Origin of the sequence: Planktotalea sp. (genome assembly GCF_965659345.1) — a bacterium.
GTDB lineage: Bacteria > Pseudomonadota > Alphaproteobacteria > Rhodobacterales > Rhodobacteraceae > Planktotalea.
In genome coordinates this window covers 142,933-163,133 of sequence record NZ_CBFHVK010000009.1, presented here as the reverse complement: position 1 = coordinate 163,133, position 20,201 = coordinate 142,933, and the positions used below count along the sequence as shown (strand labels likewise).

The window sequence follows — 20,201 nt, the reverse complement described above, 5'->3', positions numbered from 1 at the left end:
GGGCGGTCGGGGGCCGTCCGTGCCAAGAGCACGGACTTACGGAAAGCGCAGTGCGATGAAAGAAAAACTCTACCTCTACGACACAACCTTGCGCGATGGGCAGCAAACCCAAGGTGTGCAGTTTTCCACGCAGGAGAAAATCCAGATCGCAGAAATGCTCGATCAGCTAGGCCTCGACTATATCGAGGGCGGCTGGCCGGGTGCGAACCCGACAGACAGCGAATTCTTTGAGAAAGCACCAAAGACCCGCGCCAAAATGACGGCGTTCGGGATGACCAAACGCTCCGGACGCTCTGCTGAAAATGACGACGTTTTGGCGCAGGTCATGCAAGCCGAAACAGGCGCGGTCTGTCTCGTTGGCAAAGCGTCAGCTTTTCACGTTTCCGACGCGCTCGGTATCACCAAGGCAGAAAATACGGCCAACATCGCTGCCTCTATCTCGCACATCACCGGCGAGGACCGCGAAGCATTGTTCGATGCCGAGCACTTCTTTGATGGCTACAAAGCCGATCCTGACTATGCGCTTGAAACGCTGCATACCGCCATCGAAGCAGGGGCGCGTTGGGTTGTGCTGTGTGACACCAATGGTGGTACTTTACCCAATGAAATCAATGCGATCACCAAAGCGGTGATTGCGTCAGGGATCAGCGGCAACAACATTGGCATCCACACCCATGACGATACGGCGAATGCGGTGGCCTGTTCGCTCGCGGCGATTGATGCGGGTGCGCGGCAGGTTCAAGGGACGCTTAACGGTTTGGGGGAACGCTGCGGCAACGCCAATCTGACAACTCTCATTCCTATCTTGTTGCTCAAAGAACCCTACGCCAGTGCGTTTGAAACAGGTGTGCCGCTGGAAAACTTGCAAACGCTCACGCAGATTTCGCGCACGCTGGACGATATTTTGAACCGTGTGCCATTGCGCCAAGCGCCGTTTGTCGGCTCGTCCGCGTTTGCCCATAAAGCGGGGCTTCATGCGTCGGCGATCCTCAAGAACCCAAGCACATATGAGCATATCGAGCCGGAAATCGTCGGCAACGAACGCATCATTCCAATGTCGAATCAAGCTGGTCAATCAAACCTGCGCAAACGACTTTCGGATGCAGGGCTCAGCGTTGCTAAAGGGGATCCAGCGCTTGGTTTCTTGCTTGATGAGATCAAAGAGCGCGAGTCGCAGGGGTATTCTTACGACACAGCGCAAGCGAGTTTTGAGCTGCTCGCGCGCAGAGCGCTGGGTCAGCTTCCAACATTTTTCGAGGTCAAACGCTACAAGGTGACCGTTGAGCGACGTAAGAACAAATATGACAAGATGATTTCGCTTTCCGAGGCCGTCGTCGTGCTGAAAGTCGACGGTGAAAAGAAGCTCTCTGTCAGCGAATCTATGGATGAAACCGGTTCTGACAGGGGTCCTGTGAACGCATTGTCCAAAGCTTTGGCGAAGGATTTGGGGCAATACCAAGAGATGATCGACGATATGCGTCTTGTCGATTTTAAGGTGCGCATTACCCAAGGCGGCACCGAAGCGGTCACCCGCGTGATCATCGACAGCGCTGATTCTAAAGGGAATCGTTGGAGCACAGTGGGGGCATCGCCCAATATTGTGGACGCGAGCTTTGAGGCTTTGCTCGATGCGATCCAGTGGAAGCTCATTCACGATACGAAAGAAAAGTAATCGAGTAACCTTGACGTTACATGTCACCTTAGCTACTCATGTCACCCATAGGTTGCATGGAGGCTGTGATGGCTTGGTTGGTACTTGCAATTTCTGGTGGGCTCGAGGTGGTTTGGGCCTCCGCGCTGAAAGCGTCAGATGGGTTTAGCAAGCCGCTTTATAGCGTGATCGTGGCGGTTGCCGCCTTCGCGAGCTTTTGGCTCTTGGCTTATGCGATGAAGTCTTTGCCGCTTGGCACGGCTTATCCAGTGTGGGTGGGCATTGGCGCTGTTGGCTCTTTTATCATTGGCATCGTTGCTTTTGGCGAAGCGGCCAGTCCTTTGCGCCTTGCGAGTGCCGCTTTGATCGTGATCGGCATTGCTGGTCTTAAGCTGGCGGAGGGTTAAGTGATGAATGCTGATACGCTTGCCCGCATTCGTTTGGTTGTGCTTGGCTTGGCGGGGGCTATTTGCGCCGCTTACGCGCTGCTTGCGGTTCTTTGGAACACGCCACAACCTTTTACAGTTTGGGGTCCGGCGGCAGCAGGAATAACCGCGTCTGTCGTCATTTGGGTGTCTGCTTTTGTTGCAGGTGAACGCAACACGGGCATCGCCATGGATGAGCTTTATAAACGTGAATGGGGGCTGTCTGTTCAATTCTCCTATTGGTTTGGCATTGTTTTGTTCATTCTGGCCGCAGTTGCCGTTGCAAAAGGGATGATCTCACAAAGCACTGGTGTTGCGGCTTTTGGGACGGCCTACGGCGCGTCGCCGATGCTCGCGTTTTGCATCATTTCATTGCGGTCCTGAGACATGGCAGAGCTGCACAACACTCTCAAAGCGCATCGCACCGAGAAGGGGTTTACCCAAGCCTCATTGGCGGAAGCCGTCGGTGTCTCACGCAAAACCATCAACACGATTGAAAACCGTGTGTTCACACCATCAACGCTGCTTGCGTTGCAGATTTCTATCGCTCTGGACTGTTCGGTCCATGACATATTTTACGTGAAAGACGACTAACATGCTTATGACATTATTGAAGTTTCTTGCGGTAAGCTTAGTGATTACCGCGCTGATATCTTTCGGCCTAATTGCATCGCAATGGCCAATGAAAATGAAAGACGTACAGAACGGTGAAACGCTGAACTTCGAAGCTTCGATGGCCTCAAATCTGACAACTGCGCCAAAGCCTGAGATGATTGCGATGCGAGATGGTTGGCAAATGCCAGTGCGTAAATATGGCGCGCAAGATGTGTCCAAACCGTTGCTCATTCTGGTGCATGGATCGGGTTGGAATGGGCTGCAATTCAATGAAGTGGCGCAAACTCTTGCACAGGATGCACATGTGCTTGCCGTCGATTTGCGCGGTCATGGTGCAACGCCTGAGCGTCGTGGCGATGTGGACTACATTGGTCAAATGGAAGACGACTTGGCTGACTTGATTACGTCTGAAGCGCTTGATGGACAGAAGGTTGTTCTACTCGGTCATTCCTCTGGGGGCGGTCTTGTGGTGCGCTTTGCAGGTGGCGCGCATGGCGCTTTGATGGACAAGGCTGTCTTGCTTGCGCCGTTTCTGAAACATGACGCGCCCTCAACGCGTCCAGCGTCAGGTGGCTGGGCACATGTGCTTTTGCGTCGCGTCATTGGGTTGAGCATTTTGAACGGCTTTGGCGTGACTGCGCTCAACCATTTGACCGCAATCCAGTTTAACATGCCTGCAGAAGTCACGGATGGCCCATATGGAAACCTTGCGACGACAGCATATTCCTACCGTCTGAACACTGGTTTTGCACCGCGTGCGGATTACTTAAAAGACATCACCGCAATGCCGGAATTCACCCTCGTGGTTGGCAGTGAGGACGAAGCGTTCTATGCGGAGAAATACGAAGAGGTAATGAGCGCTGTGACAGACAAAGGCACATATAAAATCGTAGATGGTGTGGATCACCTTGGCATCATTGATGCTGATGAAACCGCCGAAGCGATCAAGGCGGTGTTCAAGTGAACGAGGCTCCTGATTGGCACGCCTGTGCGGCTATTGTGGAAAAGGGCGATCCATTTCGCTTCCGCGCAGCAATGGCGGCGCCCGCGGCCGCACGCGCAGTACTTTTCCCGATTTACGCTGCGAATGTTGAAATCACCCGTGCCCCATGGGTGACGCAGGAACCGATGATTGCTGAAATGCGCTTGCAATGGTGGCGCGATGTGATGGAAGAAATCGTCACAGAACAAGATGCGCGTCGCCATGAAGTTGCAACACCGCTGGCGCGTGTTCTTAGTAAAAAAGGGGCAGAGGCGCTCGATGCTCTGATCGCTGCCCGTAGGTGGGACATTTATAAAGATCCGTTCGAGGACGAAGCTGCGTTCACGACCTACCTAGAGCAAACATCAGGCGGACTGCTGTTTGCTGCATGTGATGCACTTGGGGCTGCTGATTTTGAGGTTGCTAAGGATGCAGGATACGCTGCTGGGCTTGCAGGTTTTTTCCAAGCGATCCCAGCACTCGAAGACGCCAAGCGCGTGCCATTACTAGATGGCCGAGCCGACGCGATTGTTAAGCTGGCACAGATCGGTCTGGAGCGTTTGAAGCGTGCTCGGGTAGGGCGCACTAAGCTTGCCAAAGCCGCCTGCATTTCGCTGGCCCACGCCGAACCTATTTTGAAACAAGCAGCGTCACACCCACATGCAGTTGGTGATGGCCGCCTTGACGTAGGTGCACTTCAAGGGTCGTTCAGGCTTTCAAAGGCGGCACTGTTAGGTCGCTGGTAACGGATCTTTCGGGCGCATCATCAGCCAGATAAGCGCGGACCCTGCGAGCAATAAGAACGGGATCATCGCCAGATTGACAGCGTTCCAACCTTGCACAGGGTCGCCGCCAGAGCAGTTCATCAAACCACCAGAAGCGAGCGATGCCATGGTGACACCGCCGAAAACGAACAAATCGTTCATGCCCTGTACACGGCCACGATCCTGTGGTCCGTGTGCCGCGGTCAGCATTGCGGTGGCTCCGATGAAGCCAAAGTTCCAGCCAATGCCCAGTAAGACGAGCGCGATAAAGAAGTTTTCAAGCTCCACATCATGCAAAGCGACAGCGCCAGCGGCTGCGAGAATGATCAAACCAGAACCGACGATTTTTTCCACACCAAAGCGCGCAATCAAATGGCCAGTGAAAAACGACGGAATAAACATCGCAAGGACGTGGCCCGAGACAACATCTGCTGCGGTGTTGGTCGTGTATCCACAGCCGACAACGGCCAATGGCGTCGACGTCATGACTAGGTTCATCAAGGCATAAGACACCATTCCACAAATCATAGCGACTGCGATGCGCGGCGTTTTGATCAGTTCCCAACGGCTTTTGGCCGCTGGGGCGTCAGCATCAGGGGCTGCGGGAGGGGGGATGTTGATAAACAAAAAGAGAGCAGAGCCAATCACGTTGATCGCGATCACAACCAAATATGTTCCAAGGAAGGGCACGACGTATGCGTCCGCGGTAAACTTCACCAATTGCGGGCCAATGATTGCAGCCGCAAGGCCACCCGCCATCACGTATGAAATCGCTTTGGGTCGGAACGCTTCGGAGGCAGTATCGGCCGCAGCAAAGCGGTAAAAGCCTTGTGCACTCATGTAGAGGCCAGTGAAAAAGCTGCCGAGCAAAAAGAGCGGAAAGTTCGCATAATAAAGCGCGATTGCACCGATTAGACCACCCAACGCACCGCCCGCAGTGCCAATCCAGAAACCCGCACGGCGGCCATATCGCTGCATTACCGAAGAAATCGGCGTTGCAGCACACATGGAGCCGATCACGATCATTGAAATCGGCATCGTGGCAAAGCAGATGTTAGATGCGAGGGACTGACCCGCTAGTCCTGCGATCGTGAAAAGCATCGGCATCTGCGCCCCAAGCAGCGCTTGCGCTAGAATTAGGATGAATACAGTGCGGCGGGGAGAGGAAACAGCTTGAGTCATGTCAAAGCATTAGTGCTGCTGCGCAGTCTTCACAAGGACTCACATGCACAATCTATAATATGTGCAAAAGATCCACTGACATGTCCGTTGATCAATCCCATGTCAGGAAGGGCTGTGCCTTCCGCATCTTGAGCTCTGAACAAGGGCGTTCCCTGCGCGCGTTTTGTCGTTGCATAATGAAATTCATGCGCGCTCCATTTGCCTTTGAACAGGCCTCGATCCGCTTCTAACACGCGGTATCCAAGGTGGAGCTTACGCTGTGCAAAAGATGTTTCGAGCTTTAGCAAGCCTGCCATCTCATGCCGAACGCCTTGTTTGTCGATCAAGCCTTCGCCCAATACCATGTAGCCGCCACATTCGCCGTAAATTGGCTTGATTAAAGCATGTTTGCCCAATGTGCTCATGAATCGGTCAGCGCTTGCGAGTTGATCTGCGTAAAGCTCAGGATACCCGCCGGGCAAAAAGACGAAATCCGCTTCTGGGACAGCGTCATTGGCAAGCGGAGAGAAGAACGTAAGTTCTGCGCCAGCGTTGCGCCAATCCCGTAACAAATGAGGATATGCGAATGCAAAAGCGCGATCAGAGGCAATAGCGATGTGCTGCGCAGGCGGCGCGGTTCGTTTAACGAAATCGGTATCTTGTAGCGGCGCTGCAATGCTTGATAAGGCGTTGAGATCAACGCTTTGTTCCACGATATCAGCAGCTTGCTCGATAAAGTGTTCAAGATCATCACGCTCTTGCGCTTGCACCAACCCTAAATGGCGCGAGGGCGTGGAAATTTGTGCGCTGCGAGGGATCGCGCCCAAAACGGGTATGCCCAAAGGCCCTAGCGCGCTCCGCAGAATCTTTTCGTGACGCTCACTTCCCACTTTATTCAAAATCACACCAGCAATACGAACGTCCTGATCGTAATGTGCAAAGCCAGACACAAGTGGCGCGATCGAGTGCGCCATGCGGGCCGCATCGACGACCAGGATCACAGGAAGTTTCAACAAGCGCGCAAGGTCGGCAACCGATCCGCGTCCATCGGGCGGAGCGCCATCAAACAGTCCCATCGCGCCCTCGACAATCAGCGGCGCGTTAGGCCGTGCGAGCGACATTATGCGCTCAGGCGTCATCGCCCAAGCGTCTAAGTTGAAGCATGGCGCACCTGATGCGGCTTCATGAAAGCGTGGATCAATGTAGTCAGGACCAGACTTCGCACCACGCATTTGGACGCCTAAGCGTTTGAATGCGCGTAGTAATCCAAGTGTGATGGTCGTTTTTCCAGAACCGGAAGACGGTGCCGCAACAATGAAACCGGTGCCCGTTTTCATGATGCTTCGGCGGGTCTGCCTCGTCCCAACGGATCAACATTACGAGGCTCAAGCCCTTGTGCAATAGCCTGCCAATCCAGCGTTTGGCGCATCAAAACAGAACGCCCGATGCACAAGATTGACGGTGGCTTGAGTTGTGCTTGCTCAATGTCATGCGCCATCGTGCCTAGCGTCGTTTCCAAGACATGTTGCTCTGGCGTTGTCGCGGATGTAACAACAGCTGCGGGTTCATCGGGATCACGGCCCGCGTCTAGCAAGGCGTTTGCAATCCGATCCACATGCTTCATGCCCATGTAGATCACCAAGACCTGCGCGCCATCTGCAATGGCTTTCCAGTTCAACGACGACGGTGTGTCGCCTGTCTGATCATGGCCTGTCACAAAGGTTACAGATTGGTTTACATCGCGGTGCGTCACAGGGATGCCTGCGTAGGCAAGGCCCCCAATACCTGCGCTAATACCTGGGATAATACGGATAGGAACGCCGTGCTGCACTAGCGTCTGGCCTTCTTCGCCGCCACGTCCAAAGACGAAAGGATCGCCACCCTTAAGTCGCAAAACGCGTTTGCCCGCGCGCGCAAGTTCAACCAGATGCAGTGAAATATCACGCTGTTTGGCAGAGGGTTTGCCACCTCGCTTTCCTGCATAAATATGTTCAGCCTGCGGGGCCCACGCAAGGATCGCATCCTGCACGAGTGCATCATAGACCACTACATCAGCCTGACGCAGCGCGTTAAGCGCGTGCAACGTCAAAAGTCCCGGATCACCGGGGCCAGCGCCCGCAAGCCAAACCCAACCGGGTTGGAACTCGGGCCAGTCGTTGCCCGGCAAGACGGGCAGGGATGTAAGTGAATCGCTCATACCCCCTTATGGCCTTTGCAGAAAACTTGCGAAAGTGGGCAAGCGACATGCAATGAGGAATTGGCGGCACATAAATGCGCGCCTATAGTCTGTGTGATGAGTAGAAAGCCTGATACTGAGTTACGCCGTGGCTGGACCACAGGCGCTTGCGCGACGGCTGCTGTGCAAGCGGCACTTGGTGGCTTGTGGGAAGGCCGTGTGCCGGCGTCGGTTCAAATTACGCTTCCACGCGGCGAAACGCCAGTGTTCGAGATTGCCCAAAGCAAAATGGGCGACGGCTGGGCCTGTGCGGCAGTGATCAAAGATGCGGGCGATGATCCTGACGTCACACACCATGCGTTGATTGAAGCGCGTGTTTCTATGTCTAACGGCGGTGTTGTCTTTAAAGGCGGCACAGGGATCGGAGAGGTCACACGACCCGGTCTGCCCATCGCGGTCGGCGAACCAGCGATTAATCCTGTTCCACGCGACATGATGCAAGCGGTTGTGCAAGACACCGCCGCACGTTTGGGCGAAAAGCCTGATGTTGAAATTACGTTAAGCGTCCCCAATGGGGCAGAGCTTGCGCTTAAAACGTGGAACCCGCGGCTTGGAATTGTCGGTGGTCTGTCGATCCTTGGCACGACGGGTATTGTGCGCCCGTTCAGTTGTGCCGCTTGGATTGCCTCCATCCATCGCGGCATTGATGTGGCTTTTGCAGAAGGCTTGCCACATGTCGCAGGATGCACTGGCGCAACAAGTGAGCAGGTGGTTCAGCGCATGTTCGATCTGCCAGATCATGCAATGCTCGATATGGGTGATTTTGCCGGAGGTTTGTTGAAATACCTCGCAAAACATCCGCTGCCCCGCGTCACGATTGGTGGCGGTATCGGCAAAATGACCAAGCTTGCACAGGGCGCGAGGGATTTGCATTCGGGGCGCTCGCAGGTTGATCTGAAGGCGTTGGCCGATGTTTTAGGACGTGCAGACGTTGCTGACATGAACACCGCTTTGCAAGCCTACGAGGCCGTAGGCGCGCCCATGGCTGAGTGGGTTGCACAAAACGCGCTGGTGACCATCCGTTCAATGCTACCCCAGAGCGTGTTGGCGGATGTGGTCGTCATAGATCGTAAGGGTGAGGTGTTGGCGCGCGCATGACGCTTCTTATTCTATCAGGAACGGGCGAGGGTCGCCAGATCGCAACAGATTTGCATGGGCAAGGCGTTGATTTAATGGTCTCTTTAGCTGGTGAAACTCGCAAGCCAAAGCAGCAGGCTGTGCCAACGCGCATTGGTGGATTTGGCGGCACACAAGGTTTTCGTGACTTTTTAAACGATGCGAAAATAACTGCGGTTCTTGATGCGACACATCCGTTTGCCAACAACATCACCTCGCGCACAGCACAGGTCTGTGCTGACCTTGCCGTGCCCTATTGTTTATACCTCAGACCCCCGTGGGCGGCGAATGCTGAAGATGATTGGACTGAATTGTCTGACGAAAGTGACGCGGCGCAGCACATCAAAGCGGGCTCAACCGTCTTTCTAGCGACGGGGCGCAAAACGCTTCACCGCTTTGCTGCATTGTCCAAATGCAGGTTGATTTGTCGCCAAATTGATCCGCCTGACGGCGCGTTCCCGTTTGAAAACGGCGAATACCTGATCGGAAGACCGCCATTTTCTGTCTCTGACGAGATTGCGTTGTTTAAACGGTTGAATGTCGATTGGCTCATCGTGAAAAACGCAGGCGGCAGTGCTAGCTTTTCCAAGCTTGAAGCGGCACGCGCTCTTCAACTCAAGGTTGGCATGATCAAACGCCCGAAGATGCCAGTGGCAACAACTGTGTCGCGTATTGAACAGGCCATAGAGTGGGGTAAGGCGCATGGATGAACGGATCATCATTGGAGACACTTGCGTCGCTGAAGGGGCGGACTGGCTTGCGAGTTCTGAACCGCGTTTCAAAACGGCCCTTGCGCAAACCGGGCCTTTGCCGTTGCGGTTAAAGCCGGAAGGGTTTGACCAGCTCTTGAACGCGATCATCGGTCAGCAGGTGTCTGTGGCCTCTGCAAATGCGATCTGGGGGCGCATGGTTGGGCTTGAGCTGACAACTGAAGACACGATTGCCAAAGCGAGCGATGATGACCTGCGTGCAGCCGGGCTCAGTCAGCAAAAGATGCGCTATGCCCGCGCTTTGGCCGAGGCCCGGATAGACTATGATGCATTGCGCGATATGCCGTCTGAGACCGTGATCAAATCGCTTACGCAAGTCACAGGTATCGGACAATGGACCGCTGAGATTTACGCGATGTTCAGTCTTGGTCGCGCTGATGTTTTTGCGCACGGGGATCTTGCCCTGCAAGAAGCCGCGCGCGTATTGCTCGAGCTGGAAGAACGGCCCAAAGAAAAGCAAATGAAAGTGATCGCAGCAGACTGGTCACCTTGGCGTTCGGTTGCAGCGCGCGTGCTTTGGGCCTACTACCGCGTTGTAAAATCACGGGAAGGGATCAGATGACACGAGTTTTAAATGCAGAGCGGCGCGAGCCGGTTTCGGGTGAAACGCACTCCGTCGTGGTTTTCTTGCATGGGTACGGTGCCAATGGCGCGGACTTGCTCGGGCTTGCGGACCCTTTGGGGGAACATCTGCCTGACACGCTTTTCGTTGCTCCGGATGCGCCTGAAGACTGTGCTGGTTCTCCGATGGGCTATCAATGGTTCCCGATCCCTTGGATCGATAACTCATCTGAAGAAGAGGCCGAGCGCGGCATGAACGCCGCTGTTGAAGACCTAAACGCATTTTTGGATGCTCTGATGGTGGATGAGGATGTGCTGCCTGAGCAGGTCGTTCTTTTCGGCTTTTCCCAAGGCACAATGATGAGCCTGCATGTCGCGCCACGCCGTGAAGATGCGGTTGCTGGCGTTGTTGGCTTTTCTGGTCGTTTGCTTTCTCCTGAGTTGTTGGCCGATGAAGTCGTTGTACGTCCGCCAATCCTGCTTGTGCATGGCGATGCAGATGATGTGGTGCCTGTTCAATCCCTTCCTGATGCAGCGGATGCATTGCAAAAAGCGGGTTTTGAGGACGTTTACGCGCATATTATGAAGGGTACAGCGCACGGTATTGCACCTGATGGCCTGTCCGTTGCATTGGCGTTCATGCGCGACAAACTGAACCTTTAAACGTCTCTGAAACACGCCGTAATTCTACGGCTTGTCAGACGTTTTTCCCTAGATATAGTGATTGTCGGAAGGAGCAGGGCTAATTCTGCTCCTCGGCGTAGGCTATGGGGGATGTAAGCTTCAAAAAAGTATCGTTTAAAGGCGGCCAAAGCCGCTTGCCAAATGACCCTGTCAAAGGGGAATTGGCATGAACACTGACTTGATTGAAATCGACCCGCATGTGCATCAGCTTAACACGCATCGCACGCTGGTTTTGAATGCGGACATGCAACCGCTCAGCTGGATGCCTTTGTCCACGTGGTCTTGGCAAGAAGCGATGACAGCTGTGTTGCAAGACCGTGTTATCCAACTCAAAACATACGAAGAATTGACAGTGCGCAGCGCGTCTAAAGCCTTTGAGGTGCCAGCTGTTGTATGTCTGCGCCAATATCACAAACGCAAGAATGCCGCGTTCACGCGTTACAATCTGTTCCTGCGCGACGGGTTTTGCTGCCAGTATTGCGGGACGAAAAAAGCGGCGAAAGATCTGACCTTTGATCATGTCCTTCCGCGCTCTCGAAAAGGGCCTGCGACGTTTGAGAATATCGTCGCGGCGTGTCAGTCGTGTAACTTGCGCAAAGCCAACAAAACGCCGCGTGAGGCGGGGATGAAACTGCTACGCAAACCGCGCGCGCCATCACCGCATGAATTGGATAAAGTTGGGCGCAAACTGGCCCGCGTGCAAAAAGAACTTCACCAGACTTGGCTAGATTTTCTGTATTGGGGTGCCGATCTGGAAGAGTAGGGGGCGACACTGTTTAAGACCTTCACCACTGAGCGATTGTGCGTGCAAAACTGGCGTGTAGCGTTGGAAGACGCGCAAGAGCGCACAGCGTTGGAACGTGATCTCGTGAACATGCTCACTCCACGTGTTGTTGAGTTTTTACCGCCACAGCTCGCTTTGGGTGATGGCAAAAGCGCAATTTCTGACTGGATCAAAGAGCGCAAGGATGCGGCGCTAATTTACACGGTGCGCATGTATCATAGCAAAGAACTACAAGGTCTTTTGTTCTTAATGGACCAGAGTGACGGAAAAACAAACGCTTTTTCAATTGGTTATATGTTTAAAGAAGCTGCATGGGGTCATGGCTATGCGTCGGAACTCGTCGCGGGCGTCATCGCTCAAAGCCAACACGTCATCCTGCGCGGTGGCGTTGCGAAAGGCAATGACGCATCAGTTCGTGTGCTTATTAAGAACGGATTTCAGGTGTGCGAAGACCTATCCACAGCAGACGTTGCTATGTTTGAACGACACTTATGAAATCATGTCCTGTGATCCGCGCGTGTTGCTTGAACAACGTCTGACTTTGCAAAGTTAAAACAAGGGAAAAATGGCCAGACCTTGTTATAAATTTACTTAGGTCGCTCATTTCTATTCTTTAAATCCAATGACTTAATGATCTTACTTAAGTCTTTTTCTTTGTGCTTGCGTTCAGACAAGGACAGGGTGTTAAACGCGTCCTCCGCCACAAGTCGTCGCCAGCGCGTGACACGTGCTTGATCGATGTCGCCATTGGCAAGGGCGGTTTTCACAGCACATCCCGGTTCACTGTCATGCGCGCAATCGCGAAACTTGCACTGGGTTTGCAGGGTCTCAAGATCGGCAAACAGATCCCCCACACCAGCGGCAGCATCGGTCAGTTGCAACTCGCGCATACCCGGCGTGTCGAGCACAGCGCAGCCGCTGTCTACAAAATGCAATTCACGGCGTGTGGTGGTGTGACGACCTTTGCTGTCAATTTCGCGGATCGCGCCAGTTTCGATGTTCTCATTGCCAGCCAAAGCATTGGACAACGTGGATTTACCAACGCCCGAAGATCCAAGGAATGCAACGGTTTGGCCTTTTTTGCACCATAGGGCGAGTTGTTCAGACGCAGTGTCCAACTTAGCATTGATCACTTCAACGGCGACAAGGTCAGAGATGCTTTTTGCTTCGCTTTTGAACGGGTCAGGGTCGTCGCACAGGTCCGGTTTGGTCAGCAAAATAACCGGTGTCACATGCGCATCAAAAGCAAGGGCGACGTAGCGCTCAAGCCGCGCGATATTGAAATCCGCGTTGCAGGAGGTGACGATAAACGCCGTGTCTATATTCGCCGCGATTAGTTGCTCAAATCGGTCTTTTCCAGGGGAACGACGCTTGATCAAGCTTTTACGTTCGAGCAACTGGCTATCTGCAAGAAGCTCTGCATCGTAGAGAAACCAGTCGCCCACAGTCGCATCTTTGCGCGGGGGTAACACTGCATTGATCTCAGCACCTTGGACCTGCAAGCCGCTACGGTGCACAGATGTGACGCGTACGGGTGGGGTTTGCAAAAGTGTGTCAGCGTCGGTTTGTTGCGCAAAAAAGCTGGACCAGCCCAAACGCTCGAGCGGGTTTTCAGGTGGCGACACGGCAGTCGTATTGGAAAAGAATGCGTCGTATTTGCCGCTCATGATTGGCCTGTTTGGTGTTGTGTAGACATGAAAAAGGGCCGCGAAACGCGACCCTTTTCTGAGTTCTTGATAGGTGCAAAGATCACTCTGCTTTCGGCGCAGTGCTGCCTGTTGGAACTTTGCCCGCGCCTTTGGTGTTGAGCGGATCGTCTTGACGTTGCACGGAGCCTTCGAAGTGTGCTCCGCTTTCAATCGCGATTGTCTTGTGGATGATATCACCCTCAACACGCGCGGTAGACGTCAAGCGCACTTTCAAGCCGCGGACGCGGCCAACAATGCGACCGTTGATGACAACGTCATCAGCAATGACTTCGCCTTTGATCGTTGCACTTTCACCGATTGTGAGAAGGTGCGCACGAATGTCGCCCTCTACGGTGCCCTCAACCTGAATGTCGCCGGTTGTCTTGAGATTACCAGTGATGTGCAGATCAGCGGACAGCGTTGACGCAGGCGGCTTTGCCTTTGGTGCGGACGCTTTGAATTCTGACGAGCGTGGTGGAACGGCAGGGGCCGCAGATGCTGGTGCGTCAGCTGTGCTAGGTGTCGAACCGTCTGCTTTTGGGCCAGGTTCATTGATTTTGCTTTTAGAAAACATCGTTTGCAGCCTTAATGAATATCATCGGATTGACAGCTTTCCCGCCGACGCGAACTTCGTAGTGTAGATGCGTGCCAGTAGAGCGTCCTGTGTTGCCCATATCACCAATACGTTGCCCGCGCGAGACCCTTTGTCCAACCTTCACGCGAAATTTTGACAAATGGGCGTAGCGGGTTTCGATCCCGAACTGGTGTTGAATTTTTACCAACTTCCCGTAGCCAGACAACCAACCCGCGTGGGTTACAACGCCGTCGGCTGTGGAATAGATTGGGGTGCCATGCGGAGCAGCAAAGTCAGTGCCTTTATGCATACGGCCCCAGCGACGACCGAAGCCTGATGTAAAGCGGAACGCGCTTTTAACAGGGTTCGCAAAGGGCGCCTTTTGTGCCGCGATCCGGTAAAGGTTCAAGCGATCCATATCTTTGAGGATATCATTCGCACGGTTCGTATCAGCGGTTTCAGCACTGCCACGTGTCGAGAAGCTCAGCGGCATCAAAGGACCACCTTGGCCGGAATAGCCTTTGCGCACTTCGTTAAGAATGCGGTCGGTATTCATACCGGCGGCGCGGAACATCTTGTCGAGCGGCTTGACAGAAACTGTCATTGCTTCTTCGAGCTGCCGGAAAATCTGGTCGTTCTTGTCGGCCATCTGTTCAATTTCGGCTTTCATCTCATCCGCTTGGATAAGCGCGTCTTGCGCGTCAGCAACAACTTGATCACGTTCTTGCGCCGTCGCTTCGAGAGCTGTGGTCAAGAAATTTACCGCAGCGTCGTCCGTAGCGCTTGTACCGGAAGAGGTGGCCCCTCCGTCTGAAAGCTCAGCCACTTGCTCACGTGCGGCTTCACGATCTTTCATCGTTTTGCGCAACGTCGTTTGAATGACTTCAATGCCGGTTTCCAATTCGCGACGGCGCGTTTCAGAGGTCAGCAGTTCAGATTGCATGATCGAAATCTGGCTCAACGCAGCATTAAAGCGCTCTTGCGCCGCCAAAGCTTCCGCCGCGCGAGAATCGCGTTCCGCAGATAGTTCGTTTAAGCGGCGCTCATACGCGTTTTGATCGCGTTTTGCTTGGTCACGGAAATTTCCAGACCCAATGCTGTCCATCAACAGAATTGATGTTGCAATGATGGCCCAAGCCACAATCGCGGCAGCACCCGCAAACCCGATCATCTGCGTCACAGGACGCAGGCGGATAAAACGCGTGTCTGTATCAGAACGCAGGAACAACCTGCGTTCGGGGAATTGACGCTCTAAGAGCCCATTAATTTTCATCGAAAGCCGTTTTCGCAAACCAGCATCCCTTTTCGTCCCAGCCCAACATATAGCGCTCATTTTGGGACTTGAGTGAATGTCCCACGGCACCTTGAGAGCTTGAATAGCCAGCAGGGTGCAACGGCGCAAGTTATTTGGACACTACTGTGCGAATGTGGCACGTTTTATAGGCAAATTGTGGCAATAAATCGCCGAACTCAATGGGTTGACGCTTAGATCAATCTGCTTGTTCTGTCGGTAAATCTTCTGTCAAAGGCCAGTAAAAATCCGGCGGAATGCCTGCATCCGCGCGCTTTTCTTCGTTAAAGGGCGGTTTCAAAGTGCTGTGGAAATACTTGCGTACGAGCGCGTGAAACACCTCTTTGGGATCGCGATTTTCGCGGCCACACATGAAATTGAACCATTTAGAACCGTAAGCGACATGGCTCACTTCTTCTGCATAAATGGTTTCGAGTGCCGTCACCGCATTTGTGGCTTTGGCATTTTTAAAGATTTTAATCATGCCCGGTGTCACATCAAGGCCACGCGCTTCTAGCACCATTGGAACAACGGCAAGCCGCCCCATAAAGTCCTCAGCGGTGTCTTCAGCTGCGCGCCACATGCCGGCATGGGCAGGCAATGCACCATAGAAACTCCCCATTTCCTCAAGGCAGTCGCACATCAAATTGAAGTGTTTGGATTCGTCATCCGCCGCGCTCACCCAATCATCATAAAATCCTATGGGAAGCGGGATATGACTAAATCGGGCGATAATGTCCCAATGTAAATCGACTGCGTTGAGTTCGATATGCGCGACAGCATGAAGCAAAGCGATACGGCCGTCAGGCGAGCCAGGCTTGCGGCGCGGCACATCGCGCGGAGAGAGAAGTTCTGGCGCAGACGGGCGGGCAGGATGCATGGGCGGATTGGCTGTGCCGATCTCAACAGCATTCCCGTTTTTGCGTGCTGCGCGCCAATCTGCCGCGTACCTATGCGACAACGCTGTCTTTTCGCGGCCATCAGCGGTTTGCAACACATCAAGCGCCATCTGCGCCAAAGGTTTCATGTGGCGAGGGCTTTCGCCGCGTCGAGTACAGCTTCCGCATGGCCAGGTACTTTTACCTTGCGCCAGGCTTGGGCGATTGTGCCGTCTGCATTTATCAGGAACGTTGCACGCTCAATTCCAAAGAACTTTTTGCCGTACATGTTCTTCTCCTTCCAGACGCCGAAAGCTTCGCAAACCGTGTTCTCTTCATCTGCAAGTAAAGGCATCGAGAGATTGTGCTTCGCCGCGAATTTTTCATGGCTGGCAACGCTATCCGCTGAAATTCCCCAGATTGTGACGCCAAGAGCTGAAAACTCGGCTTCCATGTCTGTGAAAGCAATCGCTTCTTTCGTGCAGCCAGGCGTGTCATCGCGTGGGTAGAAAAACAGCACCAATGGCCCGTTGGCATCCGCCAAAGTTAATTGAGATTTGTCGCCGCTCGCAGGTAGGTTAAAGTCAGGCGCTTTATCACCGATATCAATCATTCTTCATCCCCTTGGTTTTGCTTGCACTACGTTTCATATTAGAAGAGGCGGATCAAGAGAACGCCAGCTTTGACGCGAAGGGCTTAGCCAACAGATATGAGCGATGCGCCGCAGACGCCTGAAGATGTGCCCGATCCGGATGTGCGCGTCAAACACCCTTGGGGATGGTACGCGACACGTGCGATCTTGACGGGTTTGGGCGGCTTTTCCGTGGCACTGGCGATTGGCTTTCTCTTGCTTGTTGGGCGAGACATTGAAGCACCTGATTGGCTTCAAGCCCAGATAGATCGCAAGATTGCGGAAGCTTTGCCTGGTGTGGACGTTGGCATTGGCACAATGTCTTTGCGCGTTGAGCGCTCTGATCTGAGCCCACGTGTTTTCTTTCAGAATGTCAGCGTTCAAGATGACACGGGTTTGCCCTTTGCTTCCTTGGGGGAACTTAGCGTACGCGCGTCTTTTCCAGCCGCGTTAAGGGGTCAGTTTTTGCCCAAGAAAATTTCGCTATCGGGGGCATTGATAAAGCTGCGTCGTGATCGCAACGGCGGCTTTGATTTGACCATAGGCTCTGCGCTGCAGGCGAGCGGCGAAGGGGGCAGTTTGATCGAGTTGGTTGAAAGGCTTGATCAATTGCTTGTGCAACCTGAGCTTCGATATTTGCGCGATGTGAATGCCACGAGCCTGACAGTGCTCTATGAAGATGCACGTGCGGGTCGTGCGTGGACGGTTGATGGCGGTCGTATGCGCGTTTCGGCGAAGAACGATGTTCTCTCGATTGGTGCTGATTTTGCGTTGCTCGGCGGACAAGATTACGCAACCACTTTAGAGTTAAGTTATGAAAGCGAAATCGGCTCACCAGCTGCGCGCATAGGGGTCGCGCTTGCTGACGCTCCATCTGAAGATATTGCAAGTCAAAGCGGCGCGCTCGCGTGGATGGAAGCCTTGCGTGCACCTATTTCTGGCTCATTGCGTACAGAAGTTGATGACGCTGGTGCTTTGGGGCCATTGAATGCGACGTTGCGAATTGGTGCAGGCGTGGTGCAGCCTGAGAATGAAGCAAAGCCGGTTCCATTTGATGGCGCGCAGGCCTATTTCGCCTTTGATCCCAATGAAAACACGCTTGAGTTTTCCGAAGTCAGTGTAAAATCTGCGTGGCTTGAAGCACGCGGCGAAGGGCGGGCGCGGCTTCAAAATGCGCCAGAGGGCTGGCCAGAGGCTTTGCTGGGCCAGTTTCGATTAACCAGCGTGCGCGCAAATCCCAACCAGCTTTACGAAACCCCTGTGACGTTAGAGCAGGCTGATCTGGACATGCGGATCGTCTTTGATCCGTTTCGGCTCGATATCGGTCAGTTGGTTCTGCGCGAGGGCGATCAAACGCTTATTGCAAATGGTCGCGCTGACATTGGCGACGAGGGCTGGCGCGTTGCCCTTGATGCGCGCGCTGATACTCTTGATATCACGAGAGTTCTAGACGTCTGGCCGGATAGTGTGAAGCCAAAAACCCACGATTGGATCGAGCAAAACATCCTAAAGGGCGACATCAACAATGCCCGCCTCGCATTTCGCGCGCTGCCGGATACGCCCCCTGATGTACATCTAGATTTCGCTTATGAGGATGCGTCGCTGCGATTTATGAAGTCGATGCCTGCAATCACAGAGGCACGGGGATATGTGCGCCTTGAAGGATCACGGTTTTTAGCCGCAACAGAGGCAGGTTATGTGACGCCCCCTAAAGGTGGACGTATCAACGTGAGCGGAACGGTTTTCGAAATTCCTGATGTAAGTCTGCGTGGCGCGCCCGCAAACGTAAAGCTGGTTACAAACAGCAGCGTCACAGCGGCCCTATCCTTGCTTGATCAAGACCCGTTTTCGTTTCTGAGCAAGGCGGGGCAAGCGGTAGATCTGGCGGAAGGGCGTGCAGACTTACGCGGTGATATTGGCTTCGCGCTGAAACAGAAAATCCCAGCCTCTGAAATCAATTTTGACATTGCGGGTGACATTTCGCAGGTTCGAAGCGATCGTTTGGTTAAAGGGCGCATTATTGCGGCAGATAAACTGACTTTGCGCGCGAAGACCGATGAAATCACGCTTACTGGGGCAGGACGCATTGATGCCGTGCCAGTCGAGGGCGGCTGGCGCATGCCGCTTGGCAAGCCAGGAGCGGGCAGTCAGTTGAATGGCCAAGTCGAACTGTCGGCGCAATTTGTTGAAACGTTTAATATTGGATTACCACCCGGCTCGATTTCGGGCAAAGGACGTGGCGACGTCACGCTGGATCTGCGTGCGAATTTACCTGCGCGCTTTGCGTTGAGTTCCAACTTGCGTGGGCTGAATGTGGCCATTGCGCCGCTTGGATATCGTAAGTCCGCCGATGCGCGCGGATCACTCAATGTGCGCGGACTTCTTGGAAGCGAAAAGACTGGGCCACCAGTCGTGGAGAGCTTGGCTTTCGATGCGCCGGGTTTGACGGCGAATGGCTCGATTACGATAAGCTCTTCGGGCACGTTGGAGCGCGCGCAATTCGGGCGCGTTCAAGTAGGTGATTGGCTCGACTCTCCTGTGACGCTGACAGGGCGGGGGCGCAATGTGCCGCCTGCCGTATCGCTGAATGGCGGCTTTTTGGATCTGCGTCGCATTCCTGCGCAAGACAGCGCGGCCAGTGCTGGTGCGACGCCTTTGAAGGTTTCGCTTTCAAGGTTGCAAGTCACGAAAGAGATCGAGTTGCAAAATTTCGAAGGTCAGTTTCAATCTAGTGGCGGTCTCAACGGGACTTTCAATGCGCGATTGAACGGTAAAGGACGGATCACAGGCCGTACGACGCCCCGCGAAGGGCGAACAGCCGTACAGATCACAAGCTCAAATGCGGGCGCAACCTTGAGCGATGCGGGCTTGTTAAAGCGCGCTGATGAGGGGGCAATGACGTTAAGTTTGTTTCCGCGCGCGACGGCAGGGCATTATGACGGAACGCTTAATATCAAAAATCTGCGCTTGCGCGATGCGCCGCCCGCATTGGCCCTTTTGAGTGCAGCGAGCGGGATTGGCTTGCTTGAGCAACTTGATGGTCGGGGGCTAGTTTTCACAGATGTGGACAGCACGTTCAGGATTACACCAAAAACGATTGTCGTTTCCGAGGGCAGCGCAATTGGGCCATCGCTTGGGTTTTCGGTGGATGGTTACTACGACGTGGCTAGCAAACAGCTTGATATGCAGGGTGTGGTCTCGCCGTTTTTTGTGATTAACGGAATTGGTTCGATCTTTACCCGCCGTGGTGAAGGGCTTATTGGCTTCAACTTCAATGCACTCGGACCTGCGAGTGCGCCAAAGTTTGATGTAAATCCACTGAGCCTGTTCACCCCCGGAATGTTTCGCGAGATTTTTCGCAGACCGCCGCCTAAATTAAGTCAGTAATGC

The 20,201-nt window shown here is 53.8% G+C and carries 21 protein-coding genes; 13 read left to right on the top strand and 8 right to left on the bottom strand.

The window, feature by feature from the left end; all coding sequences use genetic code 11:
• The first annotated feature begins 55 nt into the window (after window positions 1–55).
• The 6 genes from cimA to ACTG3Z_RS09460 all read left to right on the top strand — a co-directional run bounded on the left by cimA (window position 56) and on the right by ACTG3Z_RS09460 (window position 4,419).
• On the top strand, window positions 56–1,672 hold the full coding sequence (gene cimA, locus ACTG3Z_RS09485) for a citramalate synthase (RefSeq protein WP_439142775.1): 1,617 nt from the start codon (window positions 56–58) through the stop codon (window positions 1,670–1,672).
• Window positions 1,673–1,740: 68 nt separating this feature from the next.
• Complete coding sequence (locus ACTG3Z_RS09480) at window positions 1,741–2,058, top strand: DMT family transporter (RefSeq protein ID WP_439142774.1); 318 nt, start codon at window positions 1,741–1,743, stop codon at window positions 2,056–2,058.
• 3 nt (window positions 2,059–2,061) lie between these two features.
• A complete protein-coding gene (locus ACTG3Z_RS09475; RefSeq protein WP_439142773.1) occupies window positions 2,062–2,460 on the top strand; it encodes a hypothetical protein in 399 nt (132 codons plus the stop codon).
• 3 nt (window positions 2,461–2,463) lie between these two features.
• Window positions 2,464–2,670: a helix-turn-helix transcriptional regulator gene (locus ACTG3Z_RS09470; RefSeq protein ID WP_375265752.1), complete on the top strand. Its 207-nt coding sequence runs from the start codon at window positions 2,464–2,466 to the stop codon at window positions 2,668–2,670.
• 1 nt (window position 2,671) lies between these two features.
• Complete coding sequence (locus ACTG3Z_RS09465; RefSeq protein WP_439142772.1) at window positions 2,672–3,655, top strand: alpha/beta hydrolase; 984 nt, start codon at window positions 2,672–2,674, stop codon at window positions 3,653–3,655.
• Window positions 3,652–4,419: a squalene/phytoene synthase family protein gene (locus tag ACTG3Z_RS09460; RefSeq protein WP_439142771.1), complete on the top strand. Its 768-nt coding sequence runs from the start codon at window positions 3,652–3,654 to the stop codon at window positions 4,417–4,419. The genes ACTG3Z_RS09465 and ACTG3Z_RS09460 overlap by 4 nt, the downstream gene beginning before the upstream one ends.
• On the opposite strand, the gene ACTG3Z_RS09455 is transcribed toward ACTG3Z_RS09460, so the two are convergent.
• The 3 genes from ACTG3Z_RS09455 to cobA are packed head-to-tail and all read right to left on the bottom strand — an operon-like array spanning window position 4,405 to window position 7,795.
• A complete protein-coding gene (locus ACTG3Z_RS09455; RefSeq protein ID WP_439142770.1) occupies window positions 4,405–5,619 on the bottom strand; it encodes an MFS transporter in 1,215 nt (404 codons plus the stop codon). The two genes, ACTG3Z_RS09460 and ACTG3Z_RS09455, sit on opposite strands and share 15 nt — an antisense overlap.
• A 29-nt stretch (window positions 5,620–5,648) precedes the next feature.
• Window positions 5,649–6,935 (bottom strand): cobyrinate a,c-diamide synthase, encoded by a 1,287-nt coding sequence (locus ACTG3Z_RS09450; RefSeq protein ID WP_439142768.1) that lies wholly within the window; start codon window positions 6,933–6,935, stop codon window positions 5,649–5,651.
• Entirely contained in the window at window positions 6,932–7,795 is an 864-nt protein-coding gene (cobA, locus tag ACTG3Z_RS09445; protein WP_439142766.1) for a uroporphyrinogen-III C-methyltransferase, read from the bottom strand. The genes ACTG3Z_RS09450 and cobA overlap by 4 nt, the downstream gene beginning before the upstream one ends.
• Window positions 7,796–7,891: 96 nt before the next feature.
• On the opposite strand from cobA, the gene ACTG3Z_RS09440 reads away from it, so the two are divergent.
• The 6 genes from ACTG3Z_RS09440 to ACTG3Z_RS09415 all read left to right on the top strand — a co-directional run bounded on the left by ACTG3Z_RS09440 (window position 7,892) and on the right by ACTG3Z_RS09415 (window position 12,244).
• Window positions 7,892–8,932, top strand: coding sequence for a cobalt-precorrin-5B (C(1))-methyltransferase (locus tag ACTG3Z_RS09440; protein ID WP_439142763.1), 1,041 nt, complete (start codon window positions 7,892–7,894; stop codon window positions 8,930–8,932).
• Window positions 8,929–9,660 (top strand): cobalt-precorrin-6A reductase, encoded by a 732-nt coding sequence (locus ACTG3Z_RS09435; protein ID WP_439142760.1) that lies wholly within the window; start codon window positions 8,929–8,931, stop codon window positions 9,658–9,660. The genes ACTG3Z_RS09440 and ACTG3Z_RS09435 overlap by 4 nt, the downstream gene beginning before the upstream one ends.
• Window positions 9,653–10,282 (top strand): DNA-3-methyladenine glycosylase family protein, encoded by a 630-nt coding sequence (locus tag ACTG3Z_RS09430; protein ID WP_439142759.1) that lies wholly within the window; start codon window positions 9,653–9,655, stop codon window positions 10,280–10,282. Before ACTG3Z_RS09435 ends, ACTG3Z_RS09430 begins: the two co-directional genes overlap by 8 nt.
• Window positions 10,279–10,944: an alpha/beta hydrolase gene (locus ACTG3Z_RS09425; protein WP_439142758.1), complete on the top strand. Its 666-nt coding sequence runs from the start codon at window positions 10,279–10,281 to the stop codon at window positions 10,942–10,944. The genes ACTG3Z_RS09430 and ACTG3Z_RS09425 overlap by 4 nt, the downstream gene beginning before the upstream one ends.
• Before the next feature lie 187 nt (window positions 10,945–11,131).
• Window positions 11,132–11,728: an HNH endonuclease gene (locus ACTG3Z_RS09420; RefSeq protein ID WP_439142756.1), complete on the top strand. Its 597-nt coding sequence runs from the start codon at window positions 11,132–11,134 to the stop codon at window positions 11,726–11,728.
• A 42-nt stretch (window positions 11,729–11,770) separates the two neighbouring features.
• A complete protein-coding gene (locus ACTG3Z_RS09415) occupies window positions 11,771–12,244 on the top strand; it encodes a GNAT family N-acetyltransferase (RefSeq protein ID WP_439142755.1) in 474 nt (157 codons plus the stop codon).
• A gap of 92 nt (window positions 12,245–12,336) precedes the next feature.
• Here the strand turns inward: ACTG3Z_RS09415 and rsgA are convergent, their stop codons facing one another.
• The 5 genes from rsgA to ACTG3Z_RS09390 all read right to left on the bottom strand — a co-directional run bounded on the left by rsgA (window position 12,337) and on the right by ACTG3Z_RS09390 (window position 16,793).
• Complete coding sequence (gene rsgA / locus ACTG3Z_RS09410; protein WP_439142753.1) at window positions 12,337–13,416, bottom strand: ribosome small subunit-dependent GTPase A; 1,080 nt, start codon at window positions 13,414–13,416, stop codon at window positions 12,337–12,339.
• A gap of 82 nt (window positions 13,417–13,498) precedes the next feature.
• Complete coding sequence (locus tag ACTG3Z_RS09405) at window positions 13,499–14,011, bottom strand: bactofilin family protein (RefSeq protein ID WP_439142752.1); 513 nt, start codon at window positions 14,009–14,011, stop codon at window positions 13,499–13,501.
• Window positions 14,001–15,302 carry a DUF5930 domain-containing protein gene (locus tag ACTG3Z_RS09400; RefSeq protein ID WP_439142750.1) on the bottom strand — a complete coding sequence of 434 codons (1,302 nt, stop codon included), beginning with the start codon at window positions 15,300–15,302 and terminating at the stop codon, window positions 14,001–14,003. Before ACTG3Z_RS09400 ends, ACTG3Z_RS09405 begins: the two co-directional genes overlap by 11 nt.
• A gap of 199 nt (window positions 15,303–15,501) precedes the next feature.
• Window positions 15,502–16,329, bottom strand: coding sequence for a ferritin-like domain-containing protein (locus ACTG3Z_RS09395; RefSeq protein WP_439142748.1), 828 nt, complete (start codon window positions 16,327–16,329; stop codon window positions 15,502–15,504).
• On the bottom strand, window positions 16,326–16,793 hold the full coding sequence (locus ACTG3Z_RS09390; RefSeq protein ID WP_439142746.1) for a peroxiredoxin: 468 nt from the start codon (window positions 16,791–16,793) through the stop codon (window positions 16,326–16,328). The genes ACTG3Z_RS09395 and ACTG3Z_RS09390 overlap by 4 nt, the downstream gene beginning before the upstream one ends.
• A gap of 96 nt (window positions 16,794–16,889) precedes the next feature.
• Here ACTG3Z_RS09390 and ACTG3Z_RS09385 point away from each other — a divergent pair, with 96 nt between their 5' ends.
• A complete protein-coding gene (locus tag ACTG3Z_RS09385) occupies window positions 16,890–20,198 on the top strand; it encodes a YhdP family protein (protein ID WP_439142745.1) in 3,309 nt (1,102 codons plus the stop codon).
• The last annotated feature ends 3 nt before the right edge of the window (window positions 20,199–20,201 follow it).

Bases quoted from the DNA above. Each gene is read 5' to 3' on its own strand.
- cimA (WP_439142775.1), top strand. From the start codon at position 56: ATGAAAGAAAAACTCTACCTCTACGACACAACCTTGCGCGATGGGCAG.
- ACTG3Z_RS09405 (WP_439142752.1), bottom strand. From the start codon at position 14,011: ATGTTTTCTAAAAGCAAAATCAATGAACCTGGCCCAAAAGCAGACGGT.
- ACTG3Z_RS09385 (WP_439142745.1), top strand. From the start codon at position 16,890: ATGAGCGATGCGCCGCAGACGCCTGAAGATGTGCCCGATCCGGATGTG.
- cobA (WP_439142766.1), bottom strand. From the start codon at position 7,795: ATGAGCGATTCACTTACATCCCTGCCCGTCTTGCCGGGCAACGACTGG.
- ACTG3Z_RS09440 (WP_439142763.1), top strand. From the start codon at position 7,892: ATGAGTAGAAAGCCTGATACTGAGTTACGCCGTGGCTGGACCACAGGC.
- ACTG3Z_RS09395 (WP_439142748.1), bottom strand. From the start codon at position 16,329: ATGAAACCTTTGGCGCAGATGGCGCTTGATGTGTTGCAAACCGCTGAT.
- ACTG3Z_RS09470 (WP_375265752.1), top strand. From the start codon at position 2,464: ATGGCAGAGCTGCACAACACTCTCAAAGCGCATCGCACCGAGAAGGGG.
- ACTG3Z_RS09425 (WP_439142758.1), top strand. From the start codon at position 10,279: ATGACACGAGTTTTAAATGCAGAGCGGCGCGAGCCGGTTTCGGGTGAA.
- ACTG3Z_RS09435 (WP_439142760.1), top strand. From the start codon at position 8,929: ATGACGCTTCTTATTCTATCAGGAACGGGCGAGGGTCGCCAGATCGCA.
- rsgA (WP_439142753.1), bottom strand. From the start codon at position 13,416: ATGAGCGGCAAATACGACGCATTCTTTTCCAATACGACTGCCGTGTCG.
- ACTG3Z_RS09465 (WP_439142772.1), top strand. From the start codon at position 2,672: ATGCTTATGACATTATTGAAGTTTCTTGCGGTAAGCTTAGTGATTACC.
- ACTG3Z_RS09480 (WP_439142774.1), top strand. From the start codon at position 1,741: ATGGCTTGGTTGGTACTTGCAATTTCTGGTGGGCTCGAGGTGGTTTGG.
- ACTG3Z_RS09420 (WP_439142756.1), top strand. From the start codon at position 11,132: ATGAACACTGACTTGATTGAAATCGACCCGCATGTGCATCAGCTTAAC.
- ACTG3Z_RS09430 (WP_439142759.1), top strand. From the start codon at position 9,653: ATGGATGAACGGATCATCATTGGAGACACTTGCGTCGCTGAAGGGGCG.
- ACTG3Z_RS09450 (WP_439142768.1), bottom strand. From the start codon at position 6,935: ATGAAAACGGGCACCGGTTTCATTGTTGCGGCACCGTCTTCCGGTTCT.
- ACTG3Z_RS09455 (WP_439142770.1), bottom strand. From the start codon at position 5,619: ATGACTCAAGCTGTTTCCTCTCCCCGCCGCACTGTATTCATCCTAATT.
- ACTG3Z_RS09390 (WP_439142746.1), bottom strand. From the start codon at position 16,793: ATGATTGATATCGGTGATAAAGCGCCTGACTTTAACCTACCTGCGAGC.
- ACTG3Z_RS09475 (WP_439142773.1), top strand. From the start codon at position 2,062: ATGAATGCTGATACGCTTGCCCGCATTCGTTTGGTTGTGCTTGGCTTG.